Annotated in this window: 24 protein-coding genes and 2 pseudogenes; 14 read left to right on the top strand and 12 right to left on the bottom strand. The window is 65.0% G+C overall.

Annotated elements, in window-relative coordinates; all coding sequences use genetic code 11:
- Positions 1 to 7 precede the first annotated feature (7 nt).
- Entirely contained in the window at positions 8 to 358 is a 351-nt protein-coding gene (locus tag ROSELON_RS08165; protein WP_025311922.1) for a TIGR02300 family protein, read from the bottom strand.
- Between the two features lie 122 nt (positions 359 to 480).
- Between ROSELON_RS08165 and ROSELON_RS08160 the strand changes: the two genes are divergently transcribed.
- On the top strand, positions 481 to 1,200 hold the full coding sequence (locus ROSELON_RS08160; RefSeq protein WP_156945897.1) for a M48 family metallopeptidase: 720 nt from the start codon (positions 481 to 483) through the stop codon (positions 1,198 to 1,200).
- Positions 1,201 to 1,209: 9 nt separating this feature from the next.
- Positions 1,210 to 1,864, top strand: a pseudogene (locus ROSELON_RS08155) (GntR family transcriptional regulator).
- Positions 1,865 to 1,980: 116 nt separating this feature from the next.
- Here the strand turns inward: ROSELON_RS08155 and ROSELON_RS08150 are convergent.
- The 10 genes from ROSELON_RS08150 to pepT all read right to left on the bottom strand — a co-directional run bounded on the left by ROSELON_RS08150 (position 1,981) and on the right by pepT (position 13,213).
- Positions 1,981 to 2,253 (bottom strand): SH3 domain-containing protein, encoded by a 273-nt coding sequence (locus ROSELON_RS08150; RefSeq protein ID WP_025311918.1) that lies wholly within the window; start codon positions 2,251 to 2,253, stop codon positions 1,981 to 1,983.
- Between the two features lie 52 nt (positions 2,254 to 2,305).
- Positions 2,306 to 3,694, bottom strand: coding sequence for a dihydrolipoyl dehydrogenase (gene lpdA / locus ROSELON_RS08145; RefSeq protein WP_025311917.1), 1,389 nt, complete (start codon positions 3,692 to 3,694; stop codon positions 2,306 to 2,308).
- Between the two features lie 131 nt (positions 3,695 to 3,825).
- Complete coding sequence (locus ROSELON_RS08140) at positions 3,826 to 4,215, bottom strand: MAPEG family protein (RefSeq protein WP_025311916.1); 390 nt, start codon at positions 4,213 to 4,215, stop codon at positions 3,826 to 3,828.
- 51 nt (positions 4,216 to 4,266) lie between these two features.
- Entirely contained in the window at positions 4,267 to 4,665 is a 399-nt protein-coding gene (locus tag ROSELON_RS08135; RefSeq protein ID WP_156945896.1) for a hypothetical protein, read from the bottom strand.
- Between the two features lie 38 nt (positions 4,666 to 4,703).
- Complete coding sequence (gene odhB / locus ROSELON_RS08130) at positions 4,704 to 6,227, bottom strand: 2-oxoglutarate dehydrogenase complex dihydrolipoyllysine-residue succinyltransferase (RefSeq protein ID WP_025311914.1); 1,524 nt, start codon at positions 6,225 to 6,227, stop codon at positions 4,704 to 4,706.
- Positions 6,228 to 6,233: 6 nt separating this feature from the next.
- Complete coding sequence (locus ROSELON_RS08125; protein WP_025311913.1) at positions 6,234 to 9,194, bottom strand: 2-oxoglutarate dehydrogenase E1 component; 2,961 nt, start codon at positions 9,192 to 9,194, stop codon at positions 6,234 to 6,236.
- Between the two features lie 66 nt (positions 9,195 to 9,260).
- A complete protein-coding gene (locus tag ROSELON_RS08120) occupies positions 9,261 to 9,464 on the bottom strand; it encodes a hypothetical protein (protein ID WP_025311912.1) in 204 nt (67 codons plus the stop codon).
- Between the two features lie 229 nt (positions 9,465 to 9,693).
- Positions 9,694 to 10,575, bottom strand: coding sequence for a succinate--CoA ligase subunit alpha (sucD, locus tag ROSELON_RS08115; protein WP_025311911.1), 882 nt, complete (start codon positions 10,573 to 10,575; stop codon positions 9,694 to 9,696).
- A gap of 5 nt (positions 10,576 to 10,580) precedes the next feature.
- Positions 10,581 to 11,774 (bottom strand): ADP-forming succinate--CoA ligase subunit beta, encoded by a 1,194-nt coding sequence (sucC, locus tag ROSELON_RS08110; protein WP_025311910.1) that lies wholly within the window; start codon positions 11,772 to 11,774, stop codon positions 10,581 to 10,583.
- 182 nt (positions 11,775 to 11,956) lie between these two features.
- Complete coding sequence (gene pepT, locus ROSELON_RS08105) at positions 11,957 to 13,213, bottom strand: peptidase T (protein ID WP_025311909.1); 1,257 nt, start codon at positions 13,211 to 13,213, stop codon at positions 11,957 to 11,959.
- 145 nt (positions 13,214 to 13,358) lie between these two features.
- Here pepT and ROSELON_RS08100 point away from each other — a divergent pair, with 145 nt between their 5' ends.
- Positions 13,359 to 14,306, top strand: a complete 948-nt coding sequence (locus ROSELON_RS08100; RefSeq protein ID WP_156945895.1) for a hypothetical protein — start codon at positions 13,359 to 13,361, stop codon at positions 14,304 to 14,306.
- 56 nt (positions 14,307 to 14,362) lie between these two features.
- Here ROSELON_RS08100 and mdh read toward each other — a convergent pair whose 3' ends face one another.
- Positions 14,363 to 15,325 carry a malate dehydrogenase gene (gene mdh / locus ROSELON_RS08095; protein WP_025311907.1) on the bottom strand — a complete coding sequence of 321 codons (963 nt, stop codon included), beginning with the start codon at positions 15,323 to 15,325 and terminating at the stop codon, positions 14,363 to 14,365.
- Between the two features lie 469 nt (positions 15,326 to 15,794).
- Here mdh and ROSELON_RS08090 point away from each other — a divergent pair, with 469 nt between their 5' ends.
- The 11 genes and pseudogenes from ROSELON_RS08090 (at position 15,795) to ROSELON_RS08045 (ending at position 25,188) form a co-directional block, all read left to right on the top strand.
- Positions 15,795 to 16,670, top strand: a complete 876-nt coding sequence (locus ROSELON_RS08090; protein WP_025311906.1) for an HpcH/HpaI aldolase/citrate lyase family protein — start codon at positions 15,795 to 15,797, stop codon at positions 16,668 to 16,670.
- Positions 16,671 to 16,741: 71 nt separating this feature from the next.
- Positions 16,742 to 17,305 (top strand): NnrU family protein, encoded by a 564-nt coding sequence (locus tag ROSELON_RS08085; protein WP_025311905.1) that lies wholly within the window; start codon positions 16,742 to 16,744, stop codon positions 17,303 to 17,305.
- Positions 17,302 to 17,505: a DUF1737 domain-containing protein gene (locus tag ROSELON_RS08080; protein WP_025311904.1), complete on the top strand. Its 204-nt coding sequence runs from the start codon at positions 17,302 to 17,304 to the stop codon at positions 17,503 to 17,505. Before ROSELON_RS08085 ends, ROSELON_RS08080 begins: the two co-directional genes overlap by 4 nt.
- A 4-nt stretch (positions 17,506 to 17,509) precedes the next feature.
- A complete protein-coding gene (locus ROSELON_RS08075; protein WP_025311903.1) occupies positions 17,510 to 18,565 on the top strand; it encodes a MaoC family dehydratase in 1,056 nt (351 codons plus the stop codon).
- Positions 18,566 to 18,923: 358 nt separating this feature from the next.
- The gene (gene sdhC, locus ROSELON_RS08070; RefSeq protein WP_025311902.1) at positions 18,924 to 19,307 is read left to right on the top strand and encodes a succinate dehydrogenase, cytochrome b556 subunit; all 384 of its coding nucleotides are present in this window, start codon (positions 18,924 to 18,926) and stop codon (positions 19,305 to 19,307) included.
- A gap of 11 nt (positions 19,308 to 19,318) precedes the next feature.
- Positions 19,319 to 19,690 carry a succinate dehydrogenase, hydrophobic membrane anchor protein gene (gene sdhD / locus ROSELON_RS08065; RefSeq protein WP_025311901.1) on the top strand — a complete coding sequence of 124 codons (372 nt, stop codon included), beginning with the start codon at positions 19,319 to 19,321 and terminating at the stop codon, positions 19,688 to 19,690.
- 27 nt (positions 19,691 to 19,717) lie between these two features.
- On the top strand, positions 19,718 to 21,535 hold the full coding sequence (sdhA, locus tag ROSELON_RS08060) for a succinate dehydrogenase flavoprotein subunit (RefSeq protein WP_407059680.1): 1,818 nt from the start codon (positions 19,718 to 19,720) through the stop codon (positions 21,533 to 21,535).
- A gap of 33 nt (positions 21,536 to 21,568) precedes the next feature.
- The gene (locus ROSELON_RS08055) at positions 21,569 to 22,348 is read left to right on the top strand and encodes a succinate dehydrogenase iron-sulfur subunit (RefSeq protein WP_025311899.1); all 780 of its coding nucleotides are present in this window, start codon (positions 21,569 to 21,571) and stop codon (positions 22,346 to 22,348) included.
- Positions 22,349 to 22,606: 258 nt separating this feature from the next.
- Positions 22,607 to 22,750 carry a hypothetical protein gene (locus tag ROSELON_RS18410; protein ID WP_198020797.1) on the top strand — a complete coding sequence of 48 codons (144 nt, stop codon included), beginning with the start codon at positions 22,607 to 22,609 and terminating at the stop codon, positions 22,748 to 22,750.
- A 138-nt stretch (positions 22,751 to 22,888) separates the two neighbouring features.
- Positions 22,889 to 23,740, top strand: a pseudogene (locus tag ROSELON_RS08050) (urea carboxylase-associated family protein).
- A 281-nt stretch (positions 23,741 to 24,021) separates the two neighbouring features.
- Positions 24,022 to 25,188 (top strand): type III PLP-dependent enzyme, encoded by a 1,167-nt coding sequence (locus ROSELON_RS08045; protein WP_025311898.1) that lies wholly within the window; start codon positions 24,022 to 24,024, stop codon positions 25,186 to 25,188.
- Positions 25,189 to 25,200 lie beyond the last annotated feature (12 nt).

Below are 25,200 nucleotides of genomic sequence, written 5' to 3'. Positions count from 1 at the left end.
CGTGCAATCAGCTTTCGTCGCTGTCGTCCGAGGCGACATCCGCGAGATCGTCGAGCGCGACGGTGTCCGAATCGTCGTCATCGTCGAGCACATCGTCATCTTCGATCTCGACATCCGAATCGTCCTCGATATCGAGATCGTCATCGATCACCAGATCGTCGCCATCGGTTTCCTCGGCCTTTTTCTTGGCCGATTTCGGATCCGCCTTGTCCGCCACCAGGGTGCGGCCACCCTTGCCGGTGTCCAACACGACAACGTCACCCGTGTACGGGCTGACGATCGGATCGCGGTTCAGATCGTAAAACCGTTTGCCGGTGGTGGGGCAAACGCGTTTGACGCCCCATTCCTCTTTGGGCATGACACCCCCTCCAATCATCGCTATCGAGTGAATTGCGGCCATCTGCCATACTGTCGAGACCCTGTAAACCCTTTCCCGGAAAACCGGGTAAAGGTCGCGATCACCCTAGCCCGGAGCTGAGATTGGCACCCGACACGCCCGTTTCAACCCATATCCTGCCCGGCGATCCGCCGGTCGTCGTTCGACTGCGGCGCAGCGCCCGTGCCAAACGCTTTTCCCTGCGGGTCAGCCGCGCCGATGGCCGCGTGTCGCTCAGCCTGCCGCAATGGGCTTGCGAAGCCGAGGCCCTGGCCTTCCTGCGGGATCGCGAGGACTGGGTGCGCCGCCACCTGCGCGACGCCCCCGACCGGAAACTGGCCCGCATCGGCGCTTTGGTCCCGGTTTGCGGAACCCCCCGCCCGGTCGCGCCCGGACCCGGACGCGCCGCGCGCTTCGATGGCGGGGTCATCCATGTTCCCCCTGGCCCACGCGAAGGGCCGCGCATCAAGGCGCTGCTGACGGCGCTGGCACGCGAGCGGCTGTCAACCTCGGTCGCGCGGCATGCCCAAACCCTGGGCCGCGTACCCGGTCGCCTCACGTTGCGCGATCCGCGCTCGCGCTGGGGCAGTTGTTCGGCGCGCGGGGACCTGATGTTCTCGTGGCGGCTGATCATGGCCCCGCCCGAAATCCTCGACTATGTCGCCGCCCACGAGGTCGCGCATCTGGCCGAAATGAACCACTCCGCCGCCTTCTGGTCGGTTTGTCATACCCTGTGCCCCGAAACCGACCGCCACCGGCAGTGGCTGAGGTCCCATGGCGCGGAGCTGCTGGCCTGGCGCTTCGACACGGCCACGAACGAATAGGTCCCCGCCATGCTGATGAACCCCCGCCCGACCGATACCGGCGCCGCCGTGGCCCATGACAGGGTCTATCGCGCGCTGCGCTCGCGCATCATGCATGGCGAGGTCGGCCCGGGTCAGGCCATGACCCTGCGCGGTCTGGGCCGCGAATTCGGCGTCTCGATGACCCCCGCGCGCGAGGCGGTGCGCCGGCTCGTCTCCGAGGGGGCGCTGTTCCTGTCGGCCTCGGGGCGCGTCTCGACGCCCGAATTGTCCAACGAACGGATCGAGGAACTGGCCGCGATCCGCGCCCTGCTGGAGCCCGAACTGTCGGCCCGCGCCCTGCCCCGCGCCCACCCCGCCCTCGATCGACGGATGGAGGCGATCAACGCCGCCATCGCGCAGAACGTCGCCCGCCCGGGATGCCGTCGCCTATATCCGCGCCAACCTCGAGTTTCACCGCACGCTCTATCTGCGGGCGCAGGCGCCCGCGATGCTGGCGCTGGCCGAAACCGTCTGGTTGCAAATGGGCCCGACCATGCGGGCGCTCTACGGGCGATTGAACCGGACCGAGCCACCCCAGCACCACAAACTGATCCTAGGCGCGCTCAAGGCCGGCGACGAGCCGGGCCTGCGCCTCGCCGTTCGGGCCGATGTCACCCAAGGGCTGCGATTGCTCGCCACCTGATCTCCTCTTTATCCCGGAAATATGCACGCGCGGCACGCGCGTCAGCCTTGCAAGGGGGTCAAGACCCCTTGCAAGGCTTGCCCGGGCGACGCCACAGGCGGCGCGGCCCTCGGGCCTCAATCCCCGATCGACAGAACGCTTTCGGGCAACCAGCCGTGACGCCCGTCGCCCAGACGACAAAACCACCACCCCGCATGGGCCCGGACCAGCGTGACACGCGTGCCCGGTGCGACCGTCGCTTCGGTCGTATCGAACGCCCCTTTTGCGCGGCCGTCCACGACCCAACCCTCGGGCAACCAGCCGCCCAGTCCCTTTTCATTGACACACCAGCGCCAGCCGGGGTTCTCGGGGTCCGTGCCTCCGAGCGTCAGGGCCTCGCCCCGCGCCACGCGCAGCGCAGGTGTGTAGCTGGCCGTCCAGGGGGCGGTAACGCGGGCTGTCTCAGCTATGGATCGGCCCGTCCCCGCAGGCCAGCGCGGCCTCGCGCACGGCCTCGGAATAGGTCGGGTGGGCGTGACAGGTCAGCGCCAGATCCTGCGCGCTGGCGCCGAATTCCATCGCAACGCAGATCTCGTGGATCAGGTCCCCCGCCATGGGCCCGATGATATGCGCGCCCAAAATGCGGTCGGTTTCCTTGTCGGCCAAGATCTTGACGAAGCCGTCGGCGGCGAAATTCGCCTTGGCGCGACCGTTCCCCATGAACGAGAACTTGCCGACCTTGTAGGCGCGGCCCGCCTCTTTCAGGGCGTCTTCCGTCTGGCCGACGCTGGCGACCTCGGGGTGGGTGTAGATCACGCCGGGGATCACGTCGTAATTCACGTGCCCATGCTTGCCGGCGACCACCTCGGCCACGGCCATGCCCTCGTCCTCGGCCTTGTGGGCCAGCATCGGACCGGCGATGGCGTCGCCGATAGCATAGACGCCCTTCACATTGGTCGCCCAATGGCCATCGGTCTTGATCTGGCCGCGCTCGGTCATCTCGACGCCAAGCGCATCGAGGCCAAGGCCGTCGGTATAGGGCTTGCGCCCCGTCGCCACCAGAACGACATCGGCATCGACAGTCGCCTCGCTGTCATCCTTGCGCAGCTTGTAGGTGACTTTCGCCTTGGTCTTTGTGGCCTCGACCTTCTGCACGGCCGCGCCGAGGGTGAAGGACAGGCCCTGTTTCGTCAGCAGCTTCTGGAAGGTCTTGCAGACCTCGCCATCCATGCCCGGCGTGATCTGGTCGAGAAACTCGATCACCTGCACCTCGGTGCCCAGCCGCGCATAGACCGAGCCAAGCTCAAGCCCGATCACGCCCGCGCCGATCACGACCATCTTCTTGGGGATCTTGGGCAACGCCAGCGCGCCCTCGGAGGTGACCACGACCTTCTCGTCGACCTCGATGCCAGGCAGGGCGGAGGGTACGGAACCACTTGCGATGATGATGTTTTTCGCCTCGTGCACCGCGTCGCCGACCTTGACCTTGCCGGCCTCGGGGATCGAACCCCAGCCTTTCAGCCAGTCGATCTTGTTCTTCTTGAACAGAAACTCGATGCCCTTGGTGTTCTGGCCGATCACGTCGTCCTTGTACGCCTGCATCTGTTTCCAGTCGACCGAGGGGGATTTACCCTTGAGGCCCATCTTCGCGAAATTGTGTTCCGCTTCATGCAGTTGGTGCGAGGCATGCAAGAGCGCCTTGGAGGGGATGCAGCCGATGTTCAGGCAGGTGCCACCGAGCGTCTCGCGCCCCTCGACGCACGCGGTTTTCAGGCCCAGCTGCGCGCAGCGGATGGCGCAGACATAGCCGCCGGGGCCGGATCCGATCACGATGACATCGTACTGGGACATGGGGGACTCCTATCCAATTTCTTGCGGTCACAGGGCGTACACACCCTGTACACACCCCGTACATACACGAGGCTGGGTTGCGATGCGCGGCAGAGCGGGACGCCGCGCGATGAAAATGGCCGTCGCGGGGCCTAGATCAGCGCCGCGATCAGCATGGTGACGGTCGCGACAAAGCCCACCGCCCAGATCAGGCTGCGCCACGGGGTCAGACCCTGCGCATAGGCCGGCACGTAGAAGATGCGCGAGATCAGGTAAGCATGCGCGCAAAGCTGCGTCACAGTGGTGGACTGGTCCGAGATCGAGATGACGACGGCGGCGATGCCGAAGAGGATCAGCCCCTCGAAATGGTTGTTCATCGCGCGCTGGAAGCGGCCCGCGATGCCGGTCAACTCGCGCTTTTCATCGCGCGGAGAGGCGGCATAGTCGGTGCCGACCTGCCCCTGCGCCGTGACGGAGAAAAGGGCGATCTGCACGACCTGCCAGAGCGCGGCGAGGGTGAGGACGGTGAGTTCGGTGGTCATTTTAATTCTCTGCTTCTTAAATACCGACTAGCTCAACCCGAATGAGCCGTGTCACTCGCTGCGCGTGAAGCTCTCAACCGAAAAAAGTATCATCTCGATTTCGATACCATCGGCCAAGTTATCGTCCTCGTCGTCGATTGAAAGTTCTACCGTTCCTTCAATTTGACATGGCGATTGAAGCGTTTCGAACAATTCCAACTCACACCCTTCAATGTCTCGCCGAACATTGCGCCCCGCATCGAGCAAAATGCGATATCGCCCCGTCCCATCCGCAAAGTAGATTCGATCGCCGCCGAAGAGGGTGCCAATTGCGCCAGAAATCTGAGTCTCTGACCCGTTAAGCCCCTCATAAAAGGCGCTTACAGCGGCTTCCAAAGCTGGCGTGCCTGAAAGCACTTCTTGGCTGGAAGAAATGCTGGGCAACATGATGGACGTTGCGGCCACGATCACTGTTAAGGCGTTTTTTCGAAACAAGCTCTATCTCCATTTCACAGATCCATCAGCAGGCGCCGGGGATCTTCCAACGCCTCTTTCACGCGGACGAGGAAGGTCACGGCGCCTTTGCCGTCGACGATACGGTGATCGTAGCTGAGGGCCAGATACATCATCGGGCGGATCTTGATCTCGCCGTTGATGACCATCGGGCGGTCCTGGATCTTGTGCATGCCCAGGATACCCGATTGCGGCGGGTTAAGGATGGGCGAGGACATGAGCGAGCCGTAGACACCGCCGTTCGAGATGGTGAAGGTGCCGCCCTGCATCTCGGCCATGGACAGTTTTCCGTCGCGGGCGCGCTTGCCCTTTTCGGCGATCGCCTTTTCCAGCCCGGCAAAGGACATCTGGTCGGCGTCGCGGATGACCGGCACGACAAGGCCCTGGGGCGTGCCGGCGGCGATGCCCATATGGACGAAGTTCTTGTAGACGATTTCATTGCCGTCGATCTCGGCATTCACTTCGGGCACTTCGCGCAGGGCGTGGCAGCAGGCCTTGGTGAAGAAGGACATGAAGCCCAGGCGCACGCCGTGCTTCTTCTCGAACTCGTCCTTGTACTGTTTGCGCAGGGCCATCGTCTCGGTCATGTCCACCTCGTTAAAGGTGGTCAGGATCGCGGCGGTGTTCTGCGCGTCCTTGAGGCGGCGGGCGATGGTCTGGCGCAGGCGGGTCATCTTGACCCGTTCCTCGCGCGCGGCATCCTCGGCCGGGCTGGGCGCACGCGGGGCTGCGGCGGGGGCCGGGGCCGGGGCGGCGGCGGTTGCGGCGGCGGCAGCACCCGAGGCGGCCTTCATCACGTCTTCCTTCATGATGCGGCCATCCTTGCCGGTGCCCTGCACATTGGCCTGATCGATGCCCTTTTCGGCCATCAGCTTCTTGGCCGAGGGGGCGTCTTCGACATCCTTGCCGGTGCCGGCGGCGGGGGCGCTGGAGGTCGGCGCGGGGGCGCTGGCCTGCGCCGAAGCGGCGGCCCCTTCGCCCGCCGTCAGGAGGGCCAGCTTGCCGCCCGCCTCGACCGTATCACCTTCCGCGGCGAGGATTTCGGACAGGACACCCGCGGCCGGGGCCGGCACCTCGACCGAAACCTTGTCGGTTTCCAACTCGCAGAGCATTTCATCCTGCGCAACGCTGTCACCGGCTTTCTTGAACCAGGTCGACACGGTCGCCTCGGTCACGCTTTCGCCCAAGGCGGGGACCATCACGTCAACGGCTTCCCCACCGTCCGAGGCGGCGGGGGCAGCCTCGGCTTTGGCCTCGGGCTTGGCGGCGGGGGCCGCGCCCGCGCCTTCGCTGAGCGTGGCCAGCAAGGCGTCGACGCCCACGGTGTCGCCCTCGCCGGCGACGATCTCGCCCAGAGTGCCGGCGGCGGGGCTGGGCACCTCGACCGTCACCTTGTCGGTTTCCAACTCGCACAGCATTTCGTCTACCGCGACGGCATCACCGGGTTGCTTGAACCAGGTGGCCACGGTGGCCTCGGTGACGCTTTCGCCCAAGGTGGGGACGCGAACTTCGATCGACATGTCTTGTTACCCTTCGATGGTCAGCGCGTCGTTCACGAGCGCGGCTTGTTGGGATTTGTGTTGGCTGGCGAGACCCGTCGCCGGCGAAGCGCTGGCGGCGCGACCGGCGTAGCGGGGGCGCGCATGGGTGGCGCCGATGCGGCCCAGCACCCATTCGAGATTCGGCTCGACGAAGCTCCAGGCGCCCTGGTTCTTGGGCTCTTCCTGGCACCAGACGATCTCGGCCTCCTTGAAGCGGCCCAGCTCCTTCATCAGCGACAGCGCCGGGAAGGGGTAGAACTGTTCGAGACGCAGGAGATAGACGTCGTCGATGCCGCGGGCGTCGCGTTCCTCGAGCAGGTCGAAATAAACCTTGCCCGACGAGATCACGACGCGGCGGATCTTGTCGTCAGCCGCCAGTTTCGTGTCGGAATGGCCCTTTTCGGCGTCATCCCACAGCACACGGTGGAAGCTGGACCCGGTGGTGAAATCGGCGGCGTCGGAAATCGCCAGCTTGTGCCGCAACAGCGATTTCGGCGTCATCAGGACCAGCGGCTTGCGGAAGCTGCGGTGGATCTGGCGGCGCAGAATGTGGAAATAGTTCGCCGGGGTCGAGCAGTTGGCGACGATCCAGTTGTCCTCGGCCGACATTTGCAGGAAGCGTTCGAGACGGGCCGAGGAGTGTTCGGGCCCCTGCCCTTCGAAGCCGTGCGGCAGCAGCATGACAAGGCCCGACATGCGCAGCCACTTGCGCTCGCCAGAGCTGATGAACTGGTCGAACATGATCTGGGCACCGTTGGCGAAATCGCCGAACTGCGCCTCCCACATCACCAGCGCGTTGGGTTCGGCGAGGCTGTAGCCGTATTCGAAGCCCAGCACCGCGTATTCCGACAGCATCGAGTCGATGACTTCGTATTTCTGCTGCCCCTCGCGGATATGGTTGAGAGGATAATACCGATCCTCGGTCGTCTGGTCGATCAGGCCGGAATGGCGCTGGCTGAACGTGCCGCGCGTGCTGTCCTGCCCCGACAGGCGGACGGGGTAGCCCTCGGTCAGCAGGCTGCCGAAGGCCAGCGCCTCGGCGGTGGCCCAGTCGAAGCCCTGGCCGCTGTCGAACATCTGCTTTTTCGACTCGAGCAGACGCCCCACCGTCTTGTGCAGGCTGAACCCCTCGGGAACGGTGGTCAGCGCGCGGCCCACATCGGCCATGGTTTCGGGCGCGATGGCGGTTTCGCCGCGCTGGTATTCCTCGCCCTCGCGATTGAGATGTGACCAGCGCCCGTCCAGCCAGTCGGCCTTGTTGGGCTTGTATTCCTTGCCGCGCTCGAACTCTTCGTTCAGATGGCTCTGGAAGGCCGCCTTCATGTCCTCGATCTCGCCCTCGGGGATCAGGCCGTCCTGGACCAGACGCTCGGTATAGAGCTGCAGCGTGGTCTTCTGCGTCTTGATCTTCTTGTACATCAGCGGGTTGGTGAACATGGGCTCATCGCCCTCGTTGTGACCGAACCGGCGGTAGCAGAACATGTCGATGACCACGTCCTTGCCGAATTTCTGGCGGAACTCGATGGCCACCTTGGCGGCGTGAACCACGGCCTCGGGGTCGTCGCCGTTGACGTGGAAAATCGGCGCCTCGACCATCAGGGCGATGTCGGTGGGATAGGGCGACGAGCGCGAGAAATGCGGCGCGGTGGTAAAACCGATCTGGTTGTTCACCACGAAATGGATCGTGCCGCCGGTGCGGTGCCCGCGCAGGCCCGACAGGCCAAAGCCCTCGGCCACGACACCCTGCCCGGCAAAGGCCGCGTCGCCGTGCAACAGCACGGCCACGACCTGCTTGCGTTCGGCATCGCCCAACTGGTCCTGCTTGGCGCGCACCTTGCCGAGGACCACGGGGTTCACCGCCTCGAGATGGCTGGGGTTCGCCGTCAGCGACAGGTGCACGGTGTTGCCGTCGAACTCGCGGTCGCTGGACGCGCCGAGATGGTATTTCACGTCGCCCGAGCCATCGACATCCTCGGGCTTGAAGCTGCCGCCCTGGAACTCGTTGAAGATGGCGCGATAGGGTTTCTGCATCACGTTGGCCAGAACCGACAGGCGGCCCCGGTGCGGCATGCCGATGACGACCTCGTTCACGCCGAGAGCGCCGCCGCGCTTGATGATCTGCTCCATCGCGGGGATCAGCGATTCGCCGCCATCCAGGCCAAAGCGCTTGGTGCCCATGTACTTGACGTGCAGGAATTTCTCGAAGCCCTCGGCCTCGACCATCTTGTTCAGGATGGCCTTGCGCCCCTCGCGGGTAAACGCGATTTCCTTGCCGAAACCTTCGATGCGTTCCTTGAGCCAGGCGGCCTGTTCCGGATCGGAGATATGCATGTATTGCAGCGCGAAGGTGCCGCAATAGGTGCGTTTCACGATCTCGAGGATCTGCCGGATCGAACCCATTTGCAGGCCCAGCACATTGTCGAGGAAGATCGGCCGATCCAGATCGGCCTCGGTGAAGCCGTAGGATTTCGGGTCAAGCTCGGGGTGCGGGGTCTGGTCGCGCATGCCCAGCGGGTCGAGATCGGCCACCAGATGGCCGCGGATCCGGTAGGCGCGGATCAGCATCAGCGCCCGGATCGAGTCGAGCACGGCGCGCTGCACCTGGCTGTCGCTCAGCTCGACGCCCTTTTCCTCGGCCTTTTCCTTGATCTTGCGGCCGGCTTCCTTGACCTCGGCCTGGGCTGCGGGCCAGTCGCCGGTCAGCGCGTTGGTCCAGTCGTCGCTGGGCTGCGGCGGCCAGTCGGCGCGCGCCCAGGACGGGCCCTGCGCCTCGGCCTTCACGTCGATCTCGGAGTCGCCCAAGGCCGCGAAAAACGCGCGCCAGCCTTCGTCGACCGCATTCGGATCATTGGCGTATTGCGCGTAGAGCTGTTCGAGATAGGCGGCGTTGTGCCCCTGCATGAAGCTCGAGGCATGGAACTGGTCGTTGGGGGACTGGTCGGTCATTTGAGCACCTTTGGTGAGCGGGTCGCCGCCGGCGCGCAAGACCGGGCGCGGCGGCGCAGTGAAATATCAGTCGTTCGACGCCATGGTGATCGCCGCACCCTCGGACAGGGGAACGCCAAGCGGTACGGGCGGCGCCATCTCGAGCGCGGCTTGCGGCGGGGTGGGCAGCGCGACGAAGGTCGCGGCGGCCAGCGCCAGAAGGGCCGCGGCCCCGAGACCGTGGGCCATGCGCCAATAGGCGATCCGGCTGAGTTCCTTTTCCGTCGTCATGGCTGCGGCTCCTCCCCGTAGCTATACGCCTGTCCCTTGCGGCTGCCGGGCCATGTCACGGCCCCCCCGTTGTCCGGGGGGCGTGTTCCGGCCGGCGGTCACGGACCGGGCGTGGCGTGCCCCGTCCCGACCGGGTGTGCCCCCCGCGCAGGCCGGCCAGGCGGTCACGGGCCGCGTGCCCGTGGCCCGCCCTGCGATCCGGCATGTGTCTGCGCGGGTGGGCATGATGTCAGCCGATCGCTTTCAGGACTGCCTCGCCTAGACCGGCGGGGCTGTCGGCGACCACGATCCCGGCGCTTTGCATCGCCTCGATCTTGTCCTCGGCACCGCCCTTGCCGCCGGCGACGATGGCGCCGGCGTGGCCCATGCGACGGCCCGGCGGGGCGGTACGGCCCGCGATGAAGCCTGCGGTCGGCTTCCAGCGGCCCTTTTTCTTCTCGTCGGCAAGGAACTGGGCGGCCTCTTCCTCGGCCGAGCCGCCGATCTCGCCGATCATGATGATCGCCTCGGTCTCGTCATCGGCGAGGAACCATTCCAGCACGTCGATATGTTCGGTCCCCTTGATCGGGTCGCCGCCAATGCCGACGCAGGTCGACTGGCCAAGGCCCACATCGGTGGTCTGCTTGACCGCCTCGTAGGTCAGCGTGCCTGAGCGGGACACGACGCCGACCTTGCCACGCTTGTGGATATGGCCGGGCATGATGCCGATCTTGCAGGCGTCGGGCGTGATGACACCGGGGCAGTTCGGCCCGATCAGGACCGCATCCGAGTTTTCCAGCGCGCGCTTGACCTTCATCATGTCGAGCACCGGGATGCCTTCGGTGATGCAGACGATCAGGTCCATCTCGGCGTCGATCGCCTCGAGGATCGAGTCGGCGGCAAAGGGCGGGGGCACGTAGATGACCGATGCGTTGGCCTCGGTCGCGTGCCTGGCCTCGTGCACCGAGTTGAAGACGGGCAGGTCCAGATGGGTCTGGCCGCCTTTGCCGGGGGTGACGCCGCCGACCATCTTGGTGCCGTAGGCGATGGCCTGTTCGGAGTGGAAAGTGCCCTGAGAGCCGGTGAAGCCCTGACAGATGACCTTGGTGTTCTTGTCTACGAGGACTGCCATTTTCCTTACCCCTTGACCGCTTTGACGATCTTCTCGGCACCGTCCTTGAGGTCGTCTGCCGCGATCACGTTCAGGCCCGAGGATGCGATGATCTCCTTGCCCTTTTCGACATTGGTCCCTTCGAGGCGCACCACCAGCGGCACCTGAAGGCCGACTTCCTTCACCGCAGCGATCACGCCCTCGGCGATGATGTCGCAGCGCATGATGCCGCCGAAGATGTTGACCAGGATGCCCTTCACGTTCTCGTCGGAAGTGATGATCTTGAACGCCTCGGTCACTTTTTCCTTGGTCGCACCGCCGCCCACGTCGAGGAAGTTGGCCGGTTCGGCGCCATAGAGCTTGATGATGTCCATGGTCGCCATGGCCAGGCCCGCGCCGTTGACCATGCAGCCGATCTCGCCATCGAGCGCGATGTAGTTGAGGTCGTATTTGGACGCTTCGAGTTCCTTGGGGTCCTCCTCGGTCACGTCGCGCAGGTCGGCCACGTCGGGCTGGCGATAGAGCGCGTTGCCGTCAAAGCCCAGCTTGGCGTCGAGCAGCTTGAGATTGCCGTCGGTCGTGACGATCAGCGGGTTGATCTCGAGCATCTCCATGTCCTTCTCGGTGAAGGCCTTGTAGAGGCAGCCGAGAAGCGACACGCATTGCTTGACCTGCGGCCCCTCGAGCCCGAGGGCGAAGGCGACGCGGCGGCCGTGATAGGGCATGTAGCCCGTGACCGGATCGATCGAGAAATTCAGGATCTTCTCGGGGGTCGAGGCCGCGACGTCCTCGATATCCATGCCACCTTCGGTCGAGGCGACGATCGAGATGCGGCTGCTCTGACGGTCGACGAGAAAGGCAAGGTACAGCTCGCGGGCGATGTCCGAGCCGTCTTCGATATAGACGCGGTTGACCTGCTTGCCGGCAGGGCCCGTCTGATGCGTGACGAGGGTACGGCCGAGCATCTTCTTGGCCTCTTCGGCGGCCTCTTCGACCGACCGGGCCAGGCGCACACCGCCCTTTTCGCCCGCGATCTCCTCGACGAAGTGGCCCTTGCCGCGGCCGCCGGCGTGGATCTGCGCCTTGACCACCCAAATGGGTCCGTCGAGTTCGCCCGCAATTGTCTTTGCCTCTTCGGCCCGGGTCACGAGGTGACCTTCGGAAACCGGGGCGCCGTAGTCGCGAAGCAGGGCCTTCGCCTGGTATTCATGAATGTTCATGAAACTGTCCCGTCACTGGTGCTAGTCGCCTAACGCTTAAGCACAACCGGAACGCGCATTACAGGCAAAAACCGCGCGAAGCCCTGTTCAGGCTACAAAAACCGACATTTGTGATCACAGCCGGAAAAAGTGTGATCACACGTTAGCGGCATCAGATGTATGCGGCGGCATACTGAAACGACTCAGGACGTCGCCGGCGACTCGGTCTGGACCGCCCGCTGTGTCAGCGTCAGGCAAAGCCGCGTGGCCAGGGCCATGTCCTGCACCGAGATCCATTCCAGCGGCCCGTGAATATTCTGCATGCCGGTAAAGAGGTTGGGGCACGGCACCCCCATTTCCGTCAGGCGCGAGCCATCGGTGCCGCCCCGGATCGGCACGCTGACCGCCTCCAGCCCAAGTTCGCGCAGTGCATCGCGCGCAAGCTCGACCGGCGTCATGTCCTGCTCGAGCCAGTAGCGCATGTTGCGATACTGCTTGCGGATCTCGCAGGTGATCCTGGCGCGCGGTTCGGTCGTCTGCACAGCGGCGCAGACCTGTCTGATCATCTCTCCCTTGGCGGCCAGGCCCTCGCGCTCGAAATCGCGCAGGATGAACCGCAGGCTGGCATGGGCCGCATTGCCATTGAGGTCGGTCACCATCCAGAACCCGTCGCGATCGGCGGTCGTCTCGGGCGTCATGGTGGCTTGCGGCAGCATGTCGATGATCCTGGCCGCGAGGTGCAGGGCGTTGACCAGCTTGCCGGTGGCGAAGCCGGGGTGGATCGACACGCCCTCGATCTCGACATGGGCGCCATCGGCCGAGAAGGTCTCGTATTCCAGTTCGCCGACCTTGCCGCCATCGAAGGTGTAGGCGAAATCGGCGCCCAGATCCTGCGGCAGGCGTTCGTCCACACCGCGTCCGATTTCCTCGTCGGGGGTAAAGGCGATGCGCACGGGGCCGCGTGTCATGGCGGGGTCGGCCAGCATCTGGCGCGCGGCGGTCATGATGATCGCGACCCCCGCCTTGTCATCGGCCCCCAAGAGCGTCGTGCCCGAGGCGGTGACGATGTCATGGCCCTGCTTTTCGGCAAGGTAGGGAAACGCCTCGGGGGTCAATTGCAATTCGGGCGCATCGGGGTAGGTGATCGCGCCGCCATTATACCCGCGGATGACGCGCGGCTTGACCCCGGTGGCGTTGAACTGCGGGGCCGTATCGACATGGGCGAGAAAGCCGATGGTCGGGCCCGGCACGGTGCCGGGAATGGTGGCCAGCACCGCGCCATAATCGGTGAGGGTCACGTCCTGCGCGCCCATTTCCCTCAATTCCGCCACCAGCAGGTGCTGCATGTCGAGCTGGATCGCGGTCGAGGGCTGGCTGGGCGAGGTCTCGTCGCTCTGGCTGTCGATGGCGGTGTAGCGCAACAGGCGCTGTTCCAGTTCGGCGTCGAAATCGCGGGGCATGGGCGGCGTCCTTTTGGTCACGCGGCGATGAAGCGACCGGACGGGGGTGAAGTCAACCACCCCCGGATGAGAAAACCCTTGCCCAAACCCCGGTGTGGTCGGCATTTTTCCAACCGACGTTATCGTTTGCGAACAGGGATTTGAGATGCGCATTCTTACCGTCGGTCGCGCCATAGGGGCGGCTGTGCTGGTCGGCCTGGCGGGTGCGGCCCTTGGGTCAGCCACCGCCCAGACGAATGGCTGGGGCCCGATCTTCGACCCCGACCGCTTTGGGCCGGGGCAAGGGGCCTGCTGGACCCGCGGCGAGAATGCCGCTTGCCTGATGCTGACCTGCCGCGGTGGCGGGCCGTTCGAAATCGGCTTGGTGGCTTTTGGCGGTGCATTCGGTCATGAGCCGCTCTTGCCCGTGTTCATTCGGGTGGATGGCGGGCAGACCCACCGCCTCTACATGACGCCGCTGAACCTGGTGGAGTACCAGCATGCAGCGATCCCCTATGACCCGTCCCGCCATGGCACGTTGCTGCGCGCCTTGCGCAACGCGCAAAGCGTGACCGTCGCGCTGTATCAGGCGGACTCGAACCCCCTGCCCTATGTGCTGGGCAACCGCCCGGCGGCGGTGGATCGCGCCATGGCCACCTGCGGTGCGGCCCCATTGACCGCGCCGGTGGTCACGCCCGCAACCGATGGCGCGCGCTTCGTCCGCGTGGACCCGCAGCTGCGCGACCCGCAGGCGACGGCGCTGGCCGCGCAAGTCATGGCGGGCGTCCTCGCGCAACAGCCTGAAACGGATGTGTCAGCCAGCCTGGCTGCCCTGCCGGATGGCCGGCGCATCCTGGTGGTGGAGCATGGGGTGAGCACATACAGCTACGGCATCACGGGGGTGGGCACATTCGTCTTCACCGCCGCGCCGGGTGGTGCGCTTCGGCCGGCCTACCAGACCACCGGCGTGGCGGCCTGGCTGGATACCGCGCAGCTGTCCGAGGGGTTTCCCGACCTCTGGGTACAGAACTACCGTGGGATCAACCAGCCCTATGGCGTCTGGCGACATATCGGCGGACGCTACGTGCATCAGCGCAACGTGCCATCGCAATGAGCCACGAAAAAGGGCGGCCACCAGGGCCGCCCTTTGGCTTTCTCAAAGACCGCCGATCAGGCGAGGGTTTCGTCGATGCCCTTGCAGGCGTCGACAAGGCCCTTCACGGCGTTGACCGAGTTGTCGAACATAGCCTGTTCGTCCTTGGTCAGCTGGATCTCGACGATGCGCTCGATACCGCCCGCGCCGATCACGGTGGGCACGCCGACGTAGAAGCCCTTGAGCCCGAACTGCCCGTCGCACCAAGCGGCACAGGGCAGGACGCGCTTTTGATCCTTGAGGTAGGCTTCGGCCATTTCGATGGCCGAGGTGGCGGGCGCATAGAAGGCCGAGCCGGTTTTCAGCAGGCCGACGATCTCGGCGCCGCCGTCACGGGTGCGCTGCACGATGGCGTCCAGCTTGTCCTGCGTGGTCCAGCCCATTTCGACAAGGTCGGGCAGCGGGATGCCGGCGACGGTCGAATAGCGCACCGACGGCACCATCGTGTCACCATGGCCGCCCAGCACGAAGGCGGTGACATCCTTCATCGAGACGTCGAATTCCTCGGCCAGGAAATGACGGAAGCGGGCGCTGTCCAGCACACCGGCCATGCCGCAGACCTTTTCCGGGGGCAGGCCCGAGAATTGCTGTAGCGCCCAGACCATCGCGTCGAGAGGATTGGTGATGCAGATGACGAACGCGTCGGGGGCATTGTCGCGGATGCCTTCGCCCACGGCCTTCATGACCTTGAGGTTGATGCCCAAAAGGTCATCGCGGCTCATGCCCGGCTTGCGCGGGACACCGGCGGTGACGATGCAGACATCGGCGCCCGCGATATCGGCATAGTCGTTCGTGCCCTTGAGCTTGGCATCGAATTTCTCGGACGGGCCGGATTCGGCGATGTCGAGCGCCTTGCCCTGGGGCGTGCCCTCGGCAATGTCGAACAGGACGACATCGCCCAGTTCCTTCAGCGCGGCGAGGTGGGCAAGCGTGCCACCGATCTGGCCTGCGCCGATCAGTGCAATCTTGGGTCTGGCCATGAGATTGTTCTCCAAGTCCCTCGTTGATATTGCCGGGAGGGGTAGCCGCACGCCCCGCCTCGCGCAAGCCCGCTGCGGCGCGGCGGCCCGGCCAATCGCCGGCGCAGGCCCCGGCGGGGGGCGGCAAACACCTGCTTTGACAGGACAATTCGAGCCGGCACCGCACGCGATGCGGGGGCCGCCTTGCGAGGGACGTCGGCCATTTCACCCCTGCACCGCCGGCGCGGGCCCCGACCGCCAGGGCCCATGGGCCTGCGATTCTCTCTGGCGGGATTGCGGCGATGCGCACGCAACCGGGGATTGAAGAGCGCCCGACTTGCGCCCTCTGCGCAAGCCGCCGACACCCGAAACGCACGGCGGCGCGCAACAATATTTCTTCTGCGGCGCAGCATTTTTAACTTGATTTCACGTCGGCAGCATGGTTCCTGACGCGCCAAAGGATGGCATACCAAGATATGCGGAGGGTCTCATGGGACATCGCGCGCACCCGTATCGGTCGGTTCTGTATATTCCGGGCTCCAAGCCCCGGGCGCTTGAAAAGGCCAAGACCATGGCCGTGGACGCGATCATCTTCGACCTCGAAGATGCCGTCGCGGCCGAGGAAAAACCCAATGCACGCAAGCTTTTGGCCGAAACACTGGCCCGGGGCGGCTATGGCCCGCGCGCGCAGCTGGTGCGCATCAATGGCTTCGACACAGAATGGGGCAATGACGATCTGGACGCCATCGCCGCAATCGGGCCGCAGGCGATTCTCGTGCCCAAGGTGAACAAGGCCACCGATATCGAGAAACTGGCCGACCGGCTGGATGCCTATTCCGAGACCGCGAACACGACCATCTGGGCCATGATGGAAACGCCGATGGGCATCCTGAACGCGATGCATATCGCCGAGGCCCCGCGCATGGCGGGCTTCATCATGGGCACCAACGACCTGGCCAAGGAACTGGGCAGCCGCACGCGTGGCGCGATGCTGACCTCGTTGCAGACCTGTCTTCTGGCGGCGCGCGCGCATGGCATCGTCTGCGTCGACGGTGTCTACAACGCGTTCCGCGATGAGGAGGGTCTGCGTGCCGAATGCGAGGAAGGGCGCGATTACGGGTTCGACGGCAAGACGGTGATCCACCCCGCGCAGGTCGCGATCGCGAACGAGGTCTTCGCCCCGTCGGACGACGAGATCGACCTCGCCCGCCGACAGATCGCCGCCTATGAGGAGGCCGTGGCCGAAGGTCAGGCCGTGGCCGTGGTCGATGGCAAGATCGTCGAAAACCTGCATGTCGACACCGCCCGCGCCACGCTGGCCAAGGCGCGCGCCATTGCCGAGCTGGAGGCCGCCGAGGCCGCCTGACATCTTGCTTGCGGCCCGCACTCGTGTCAGGTCCGCAAGCAACGCAATTCGGCAGCAGTGGAGAGGCTACCATGGGCTACCTACTACTTATTCTCGGCATCGCGCTCTGGATCGGCGGGCATCTGTTCAAGCGGCTGGTCCCGGCCAAGCGGGCCGCGATGGGCGACAAGGGCAAGGGGCTGGTGGCCGTGGCGCTGCTGGCCGCCATCGTGCTGATGGTGATCGGCTATCGGTCGGCCGCGCTGGTGACCGTCTGGGTTCCGCCGAGTTTCATGATCCATATCAGCAACCTGCTGGTGCTGATCGGGTTCTGGTTCTTTGCGCTTTCGGGCGTCGCCGGCACGATGTCGGCCCGCGTGCGCCACAAACAGCTGACCGGCGTGAAAAGCTGGGCGGTTGGGCACCTGCTGGTGAACGGCGATCTGGCCTCGATCCTGCTGTTCGGGGGCATGCTGTTCTGGGCGGTATTGTCGGTGATCCTGATCAACAAGGCCGAACCGACCTGGGAGCGCCCCGCCAATCCCAGCGTCAAGAACGACGCGATCGCCTTTGGTGTGGCGCTGGTGCTCTATGGCATCGTCGCGCTGATCCACACCTGGCTGGGGTATTACCCCTTCCCCGTGGGGGGCGCATGACCCTCTACCGCTTCCTGACCGAAGACGACACGCAGGCCTTTTGCCACAAGGTGTCGGAGGCGATCGCGAAGGGGTGGACGCCATATGGCGACCCGCAATACGCCTTTGACGCGGCCCGCGGCGTGATGCGCTGCGGGCAGGCCGTCACCAAAGAGGTAGACACCCCCTATTCCCCTGACATGAAACTGGGAGCGCAGTGACCTCATGCCCAAGGATGCAGGCCCGCAGGCCAAGACCAACCCCGGCCGTTTCTTCGAGGATTACACCGTCGGCGACGTGATCCAGCATGCGGTGCCGCGCACGGTATCGGGCGGCGAGCGGGCGCTCTATCACGCGCTCTACCCGGCGCGCCACGCGCTCTATTCCTCGGACGAGTTCGCGCGCGCCAGCGGGCTGCCCGAAAGCCCGTTGGACGATCTGGCGGCGTTTCACATCGTGTTCGGCAAATCGGTACCGGATGTCTCGCTGAACGCGGTGGCCAATCTCGGCTATGCCGAGGCGCGCTGGCTGCGGCCGGTCTATGTGGGCGACACGATCCGGTCCTCGTCCGAGGTGATCGGGCTGAAACAGAACAGTTCGGGCAAGACCGGGGTGGTGTATGTGCGCACCACGGGGCGCAACCAGCACGGTCTGGCGGTGATGGAATTCGCCCGTTGGGTGATGGTGCGCAAACGCGACCTCGATGCCCCCGCGCCCGAAACGGTGGTGCCCGAGCTTGCCCCGTCGGTGAAACCGGAAAAGCTGGTCATGCCCGGCGGGATCGATTTTTCGGCCTATGATTTCGTCCAGGCCGGCGAGCCGCATCGCCTGTCGGATTATCAGGTGGGCGAGGTCATCGACCATGTCGATGGCGTCACCATCGAGGAAGCCGAGCACATGATGGCCACGCGCCTGTGGCAGAACACGTCGAAAACCCATTTCGACGCCACCCCGCGCGAGGATCGCAAGCGCCTGATTTATGGCGGTCACGTCATGTCGATGGCGCGGGCACTGTCCTTCAACGGGCTGGCCAATGCGCAATGCCTCGTCGCGATCAACGGCGGCAGCCACACCAACCCGTGTTTCGCAGGCGACACCGTGCGCGCCTGGTCCGAGGTGCTGGAGATCGCCGAAACGCCGGCGCCGGGCGTTGGCGCGATCCGCCTGCGGCTGGTCGCGGTGAAAGAGGGCGGCATGGCCGGGCAGTTGAAGGGCGAGGATGGCAAGTACCTGCCGCATGTCCTGCTGGACCTCGACTACTGGGCGCTGATGCCCGTCTAGGCGGGGCCGGTTTTCTCGAGAAAACCGTCCGGAAAACTCGCGTTTTCCGGACAGGCGTTTGTCGATCGGTGCGCCGTGTGCGGGATCTCTGTGCGATGTGCCGGGGCGGTTTCCGCTGCTGAGCGACGGGCCCTTGCGCAGGGCGGCGGCACCGCGGTGTTTGTCATCGCCAAGACCGTGACGAGGCGCACAGTTCGTGATCACACGTTGAAATTTCGTGATCACAAAATGCAAATTGCGGCGTTTAGACCCAGGATTCGGCCCCGATTTCTTGCCATTCGACGTGACAGTTCCGCAAAACCCGCTATGGATATGGGCAAACGACCCGACCACAGCTCAACCAAAAGGGGTGTCCGCCATGGCCGACGTGAACCGCGGCAACCGTCCGCTGTCACCGCATCTGCAGGTCTACCGCCCGCAGCTCAATTCCATCACTTCGATCCTGAACCGCATCACCGGCAACGCGATGCTGGTCTCGGCGGTGCTGATCGTCTGGTGGCTCATCGCGGCGGCCACGGGGGCGGCCTATTTCGACACGGTGAACGGTCTGATCACCTCGGTGCTCGGCGATATCGTGATGTCGCTGTCGGTGCTCGGCCTTTGGTATCATGCGCTTGGCGGCGTGCGGCACCTGATCTGGGACACCGGACGCGGCCTCGAGGTGGACACCGCCGACAAGATGGGCTGGGGCATGATCATCGGATCGGTCGCGCTCACCTTCCTGACACTGATCGCGATCTGAGGAGACACGCCATGGGCTACATGACCGACCGCAAGCGTGTCGAAGGGCTGGGTTCGGCCCATACCGGCACGCATCACTTCTGGAGCATGACCGTCACCTCGGTGGCGCTGCTTGTTCTGACCCCGTTTTTCCTGGCCGTGATCGGGCCGCTGCTGGGCGCGACACACGCCGAGGTTGTGGCCAGCCTCGGGCGGCCGATCCCGGCGCTGGTCGTCGCGGCCTTTCTGGTTGTGGGCATGCATCACTTCCGCCTCGGTGTGACAACGCTGATCGAGGACTATGTGCAGGGTCTGGCGCGCAAGATCTGGATCATCGCCATGACGATTGTCAGCTACGCCATCGCGGCGGCCGGCATCGTCGCGCTGGCGCAAATCGCGCTCTGAAGCAGGAGAGGTTCCGCGATGAAAGACATGACAAACATGACGGCAAGCTATGACATCACCGAGCACGATTATGACGTCGTGGTGGTGGGGGCCGGCGGATCGGGCCTGCGCGCCACGCTTGGCATGGCCGAACAGGGCCTCAAGACCGCCTGCGTGACCAAGGTTTTCCCGACGCGCAGCCATACGGTCGCAGCCCAGGGCGGGATCGCCGCCAGCCTTGGCAACATGGGGCCGGACCACTGGCACTGGCACATGTACGATACCGTGAAAGGGTCGGACTGGCTGGGTGATACGGACGCGATGGAATACCTCGCCCGCGAGGCGCCCAAGGCCGTCTACGAGCTGGAGCATTACGGGGTTCCGTTCAGCCGCACCGAAGAGGGCAAGATCTATCAGCGCCCCTTTGGCGGTCACACGACCGAGTTCGGCGAAGGCCCCCCGGTGCAGCGCACCTGCGCCGCCGCCGACCGCACCGGGCATGCCATCCTGCATACGCTTTATGGCCAGTCGCTGAAGAACAACGCGGAATTCTACATCGAGTATTTCGCGACCGACCTGCTGATGACCGAGGACGGCCGCTGCGTCGGCGTCGTGGCGTGGAAACTGGATGACGGCACGCTGCATGTCTTCCGCTCCAAGATGGTCGTGCTGGCCACGGGCGGTTATGGCCGCGCCTATTTCTCGGCCACTTCGGCGCATACCTGCACCGGCGACGGCGGCGGCATGGTCGCGCGCCAGGGCCTGCCGCTACAGGACATGGAGTTCGTGCAGTTCCACCCGACCGGAATTTATGGCGCGGGCTGCCTGATCACCGAGGGGGCGCGTGGCGAAGGCGGCTACCTGACCAATTCCGAGGGGGAGCGGTTCATGGAACGCTATGCGCCCACCTACAAGGATCTGGCCAGCCGTGACGTGGTATCGCGCTGCATGACGATGGAAATCCGCGAAGGCCGCGGCGTGGGCGAGGGCAAGGATCACATCCACCTGCACCTGAACCACCTGCCGCCCGAAACGCTGGCCCTGCGCCTGCCGGGCATCTCGGAATCGGCGCGCATCTTTGCCGGGGTCGATGTCACCAAGGAACCGATCCCGGTGCTGCCGACGGTGCATTACAACATGGGCGGCATCCCCACGAACTACTGGGGCGAGGTTCTGAACCCGACGAAAAAGAACCCCGACGCGATCGTGCCCGGCCTGATGGCCGTGGGCGAAGCGGGTTGTGCCAGTGTGCACGGGGCGAACCGCCTTGGCTCGAACAGCCTGATCGACCTTGTGGTATTCGGGCGGGCCGCCGGCATTCGCGCCGCCGAGGTGGTGGACCCGTCCGAGGCGACGCCGGACGTGCCGCGCGCCTCGCTCGACTACGCGCTGGCGCGCTTCGACGGCATCCGCCATGCGAACGGGGCCACGCCGACCGCCGAGTTGCGCCTTGAGATGCAAAAGACGATGCAGGCCGACGCCGCCGTTTTCCGCACCGACAAGACGCTGGCCGAGGGGGTCGAAAAGATGAAAGGCGTCGCCTCCAAGCTCGACGACCTTCATGTGACCGACAAGTCGCTGATCTGGAACTCGGACCTGATGGAAACGCTGGAGCTGACCAACCTCATGCCGAACGCGATGGCCACCATCGTCTCGGCCGAGGCGCGCAAGGAAAGCCGGGGCGCCCACGCGCACGAGGATTACCCCGATCGCGACGACGAAACCTGGCGCAAGCACACACTGGCCGTCGTCGATGGCGAGAAGGTCGACCTGGATTACCGCCCTGTGCACCTGAACCCGCTGATCGGGCACAACGAGGGCGGCATCGACCTCGACAAGATCAAGCCCAAGGCGCGCGTCTACTGACGCGCCCGACGGACCGAGACCGGAGAAAGCATTATGGTTGAACTGGCCCTGCCCAAGAATTCCCGCATCAAGACCGGCAAGACATGGCCCAAGCCCGAGGGCGCCACGAACCTGCGCAAGTTCCAGGTGTATCGCTGGAACCCCGACGATGGCGAAAACCCGCGCGTCGATACCTACTGGGTCGACATGGACACGTGCGGGCCGATGGTTCTGGACGCGCTGATCAAGATCAAGAACGAGATCGACCCCACGCTGACCTTCCGCCGGTCCTGCCGCGAGGGCATCTGCGGGTCCTGCGCGATGAATATCGACGGCATCAACACGCTGGCCTGCATCTACGGCATGGACGAGATCAAGGGCGACGTGAAGATCTACCCCCTGCCCCACATGCCCGTGGTCAAGGACCTGATCCCGGACCTGACGCATTTCTACGCCCAGCACGCCAGCATCATGCCGTGGCTGGAGACCAAGACGCAGCGCCCCGAACACGAATGGCGCCAGTCGATCGAGGATCGCAAGAAACTCGACGGTCTTTATGAGTGCGTGATGTGCGCCTCCTGCTCGACCTCGTGCCCCAGCTACTGGTGGAACGGCGACCGCTACCTTGGGCCGGCCGCGCTGCTGCATGCCTATCGCTGGATCATCGACAGCCGCGACGAGGCGACGGGCGAGCGTCTGGACGATCTGGAAGATCCGTTCAAACTCTATCGCTGCCACACGATCATGAACTGCGCCAAGACCTGCCCCAAGGATCTGAACCCGGCCAAGGCCATCGCCGAGATCAAGAAGATGATGGTCGAGCGACAGCTCTGATCGACAGCCAAACGGCCCGTTTGCGCCGCACGGGATGACCTCTCCGGACCTCCGGGGAGGTTTTTTCATGGCCCGCCCTTTGGACCCGTTGCACGGGCAAGGCCATGATGCAGGCGGTCGAGCGGCTGACCGGCCTGCCGCTGCGTCAGGTTTTCGCGTCGTGCATGGCGGTATTGCCGAACTGTCGGATGTACAGTGGTCCACCAAGGCATACCTTTGCGTCCGAGGGAGGGTCATTGATTACGCCTGAGAGGCACCATGACCGAGCAACAGCACACGCCCGCCCAATCGCCCGCCGAAGAAGCCCTTGCGGTTCTGGAACAGGCCTGGGCCTACTATACCCCCGAGAAGCAGCCCGAGCTGGACGACAACGAGTATATCGACCTGCCCGTCGCCGCCTGAGCGCTGCCGTGTTCCGGGGCCCCGCCGCACCGGCGGACCCTGATCGGGGCGGGGCAGTCGGCCTGTCGCCGGTGCCCATGCTTGCATGGCGGCGGTTTTCTGCGATCCTCGGGCCGTGAAGAAAACAGGCGCCCCGAGATGACATCGCCGCGACACAGCCCCCCACCCGACGCCGAGGCCCGCCGGGCCATTGCCCCGGTGATCTGTTATCCGGTCTCGACCCTGCCGGCGCCCGACCCCATGCGCATGCGGCTGGCCCGTGAAGGGCTGGTGAAACGGCACGAGGTGCGTCGTCCCCCCGCGCGAGGCCCGAACCTTTCGCGCCAGGGCCGGCCAAGTGATCCGCATACGCAGCATCGAGGGGCCGCAGGTGGGCGATCTGAACCTGTGGAATGCCGACGACCTGTCCGAGCGGTTCTATTCCGGCAAGCCCGCGCCCTTCATGGCACCCACGTGACCACCGGCGACCGGCTGTGGTCCAGTTTTCCGGCGCTGCGCCCGATGGCGACGATCGTCGCCGATAGCCTGGATTGGTACGGCATCGACCCGTTCGGCGGGTCGGTCCATGACGTGATCGGCACGCGCTGCGATCCCTACACGCACAACCTCTTGTCGGGCGGACAGTATCACCACTGCTGCCATTCCAACCTGACCCGCGCACTGGCCGAGGAAACCGGCCTGCCCCTGGCCGAGGCCGAGGGCCATGTCCATGACGTGCTGAACGTCTTCATGTGCACCGGGTTCACCCGCGACACCGGCCAGTATTTCATGAAGGCCAGCCCCGTGCGCCCCGGCGATCACATCGATTTTCTGGCCGAGATCGACCTGCTTGGTGCGCTGTCGGCCTGCCCCGGCGGCGATTGCGGGGCCGAGCATTCCAGCGACACCGCGCCCTGTCATCCGCTGTTGGTCGAGCTGTTCGACTGCGCCGCCACGCCGGGCCACACAGCGCCACCCGTAAATGGCTACGTCCGCAGCCACGGGCGCTAGTGGCCGAAAAACGCGCGTTTTTCGAGCAGGAATTCTTGAGAATTCCTTTCCGTTTTCCTCGAGGAAAACGCGTGCAAAGAAAAAATTGTCAGCACTCGAAGAAACCCCTTGATCCGACTCGCGTTTGGCCCCATCTGCCTGCGCACGGACGCCAACGCACGCGCCTCTGTCACGGGTGGCAAGCCCCACAGGCCCAACCACCGCAGTTACGTAGCGACGGTAACGTCTCCTTTCGGCACTGAGCCGGCCTATCCGGGCCCCCGGTCTTATCGGAGATGACCATGACTGCTACGTTTACCGGCCTTTCGGCCGCAGCCCCCGTTTCGTCGCGCCTCGAGTCCTTTGCCCGCGCGCATGTCTTCGAGCGCCCGACGCTGATCCTCGATATCGACCGCGTCGAAGCGCAGTATCACGCGCTTTCCGCCGGACTTGGCCGCGCCGCCATCCACTATGCCGTCAAGGCCAACCCCGCCCCCGAGATCCTCGAGCGTCTGGCCGCCATCGGCGGGCATTTCGACGCCGCCTCGCGCCGCGAGATCGAGCTTTGCCTTGCCGCCGGCGCCCATGCCGAGGACATTTCGTTCGGCAACACGGTCAAGAAACCCGCCGACATCGCCTTTGCCCATGCTGTCGGGGTCGAGATCTTTGCCGCCGACGCCGCCGAAGAACTGGAAAAGATCGCCGAGCATGCTCCCGGCGCGCAGGTCTATATCCGCCTGCTGGTCGACGCCTCGGGCGCAGACTGGCCGCTGACGCGCAAATTCGGCACCTCGCATGACGTCGCGCTGGAACTGATGGCGCAGGCACGCGCGCTGGGGCTGCGCCCGGTCGGCCTGTCCTTCCATGTCGGCAGCCAGACGCGCGACCCGATGATGTGGGCGCCGGTCCTCGACCAGATCGCGCAGGTGTGGCACGCCGGTCGTGCCGCGGGTTTTGAGCTCGACCTGTTGAACATCGGCGGCGGGTTCCCGGCGTTTTACGGCGACGACATTCCGCACCCGACGGCCTATGCCGCCCGCGTGGCCGAGTTGGTCGCCGAGCGGTTTGGCGACGTACCCCGCATCATGGCCGAACCCGGCCGTGGCCTGGTGGCCGAGGCTGGACTGATCGCCGCCGAGGTTCTGCTGGTCTCGCGCAAGTCGCATGACGATCTGCACCGTTGGGTGATGCTGGATATCGGCAAATTCTCGGGGCTGGCCGAAACCATGGACGAGGCGATCCGCTACCAGTTCGTCACCGACCGCGATCACGAGGCGATGGGCCCCTGCATCTTGGCCGGCCCGTCCTGCGACAGCGCCGATGTGCTGTACGAGAAACGTCCCGTGTCCCTGCCACTGGGGCTGAAGGCCGGCGACCGCATCCTGATCCGGGCCTGCGGTGCCTACACGTCGAGCTATGCCTCTGTCGGGTTCAACGGCTTTCCGCCGCTGGATGTCGTGGTGATCTGATCCGGCACCGGG

It is taken from the genome of Roseibacterium elongatum DSM 19469, from assembly GCF_000590925.1.
In the GTDB taxonomy this organism is placed as follows: domain Bacteria; phylum Pseudomonadota; class Alphaproteobacteria; order Rhodobacterales; family Rhodobacteraceae; genus Roseibacterium; species Roseibacterium elongatum.
The sequence above is the reverse complement of the archived record's forward strand: the minus strand, read 5'-3'. Positions and strand labels throughout refer to the sequence as shown.

What these genes read in the sequence shown, in the direction of transcription:
- ROSELON_RS08100 (WP_156945895.1), top strand. Translation starts at nt 13,359, where the DNA reads ATGCGCATTCTTACCGTCGGTCGCGCCATAGGGGCGGCTGTGCTGGTC.
- ROSELON_RS08120 (WP_025311912.1), bottom strand. Translation starts at nt 9,464, where the DNA reads ATGACGACGGAAAAGGAACTCAGCCGGATCGCCTATTGGCGCATGGCC.
- ROSELON_RS18410 (WP_198020797.1), top strand. Translation starts at nt 22,607, where the DNA reads ATGACCGAGCAACAGCACACGCCCGCCCAATCGCCCGCCGAAGAAGCC.
- ROSELON_RS08055 (WP_025311899.1), top strand. Translation starts at nt 21,569, where the DNA reads ATGGTTGAACTGGCCCTGCCCAAGAATTCCCGCATCAAGACCGGCAAG.
- ROSELON_RS08125 (WP_025311913.1), bottom strand. Translation starts at nt 9,194, where the DNA reads ATGACCGACCAGTCCCCCAACGACCAGTTCCATGCCTCGAGCTTCATG.
- mdh (WP_025311907.1), bottom strand. Translation starts at nt 15,325, where the DNA reads ATGGCCAGACCCAAGATTGCACTGATCGGCGCAGGCCAGATCGGTGGC.
- sucD (WP_025311911.1), bottom strand. Translation starts at nt 10,575, where the DNA reads ATGGCAGTCCTCGTAGACAAGAACACCAAGGTCATCTGTCAGGGCTTC.
- sucC (WP_025311910.1), bottom strand. Translation starts at nt 11,774, where the DNA reads ATGAACATTCATGAATACCAGGCGAAGGCCCTGCTTCGCGACTACGGC.
- ROSELON_RS08075 (WP_025311903.1), top strand. Translation starts at nt 17,510, where the DNA reads ATGCCCAAGGATGCAGGCCCGCAGGCCAAGACCAACCCCGGCCGTTTC.
- ROSELON_RS08140 (WP_025311916.1), bottom strand. Translation starts at nt 4,215, where the DNA reads ATGACCACCGAACTCACCGTCCTCACCCTCGCCGCGCTCTGGCAGGTC.
- sdhD (WP_025311901.1), top strand. Translation starts at nt 19,319, where the DNA reads ATGGGCTACATGACCGACCGCAAGCGTGTCGAAGGGCTGGGTTCGGCC.
- ROSELON_RS08045 (WP_025311898.1), top strand. Translation starts at nt 24,022, where the DNA reads ATGACTGCTACGTTTACCGGCCTTTCGGCCGCAGCCCCCGTTTCGTCG.
- ROSELON_RS08165 (WP_025311922.1), bottom strand. Translation starts at nt 358, where the DNA reads ATGCCCAAAGAGGAATGGGGCGTCAAACGCGTTTGCCCCACCACCGGC.
- odhB (WP_025311914.1), bottom strand. Translation starts at nt 6,227, where the DNA reads ATGTCGATCGAAGTTCGCGTCCCCACCTTGGGCGAAAGCGTCACCGAG.
- sdhC (WP_025311902.1), top strand. Translation starts at nt 18,924, where the DNA reads ATGGCCGACGTGAACCGCGGCAACCGTCCGCTGTCACCGCATCTGCAG.
- ROSELON_RS08090 (WP_025311906.1), top strand. Translation starts at nt 15,795, where the DNA reads ATGGGACATCGCGCGCACCCGTATCGGTCGGTTCTGTATATTCCGGGC.
- ROSELON_RS08080 (WP_025311904.1), top strand. Translation starts at nt 17,302, where the DNA reads ATGACCCTCTACCGCTTCCTGACCGAAGACGACACGCAGGCCTTTTGC.
- ROSELON_RS08085 (WP_025311905.1), top strand. Translation starts at nt 16,742, where the DNA reads ATGGGCTACCTACTACTTATTCTCGGCATCGCGCTCTGGATCGGCGGG.
- sdhA (WP_407059680.1), top strand. Translation starts at nt 19,718, where the DNA reads ATGACAAACATGACGGCAAGCTATGACATCACCGAGCACGATTATGAC.
- lpdA (WP_025311917.1), bottom strand. Translation starts at nt 3,694, where the DNA reads ATGTCCCAGTACGATGTCATCGTGATCGGATCCGGCCCCGGCGGCTAT.
- pepT (WP_025311909.1), bottom strand. Translation starts at nt 13,213, where the DNA reads ATGCCCCGCGATTTCGACGCCGAACTGGAACAGCGCCTGTTGCGCTAC.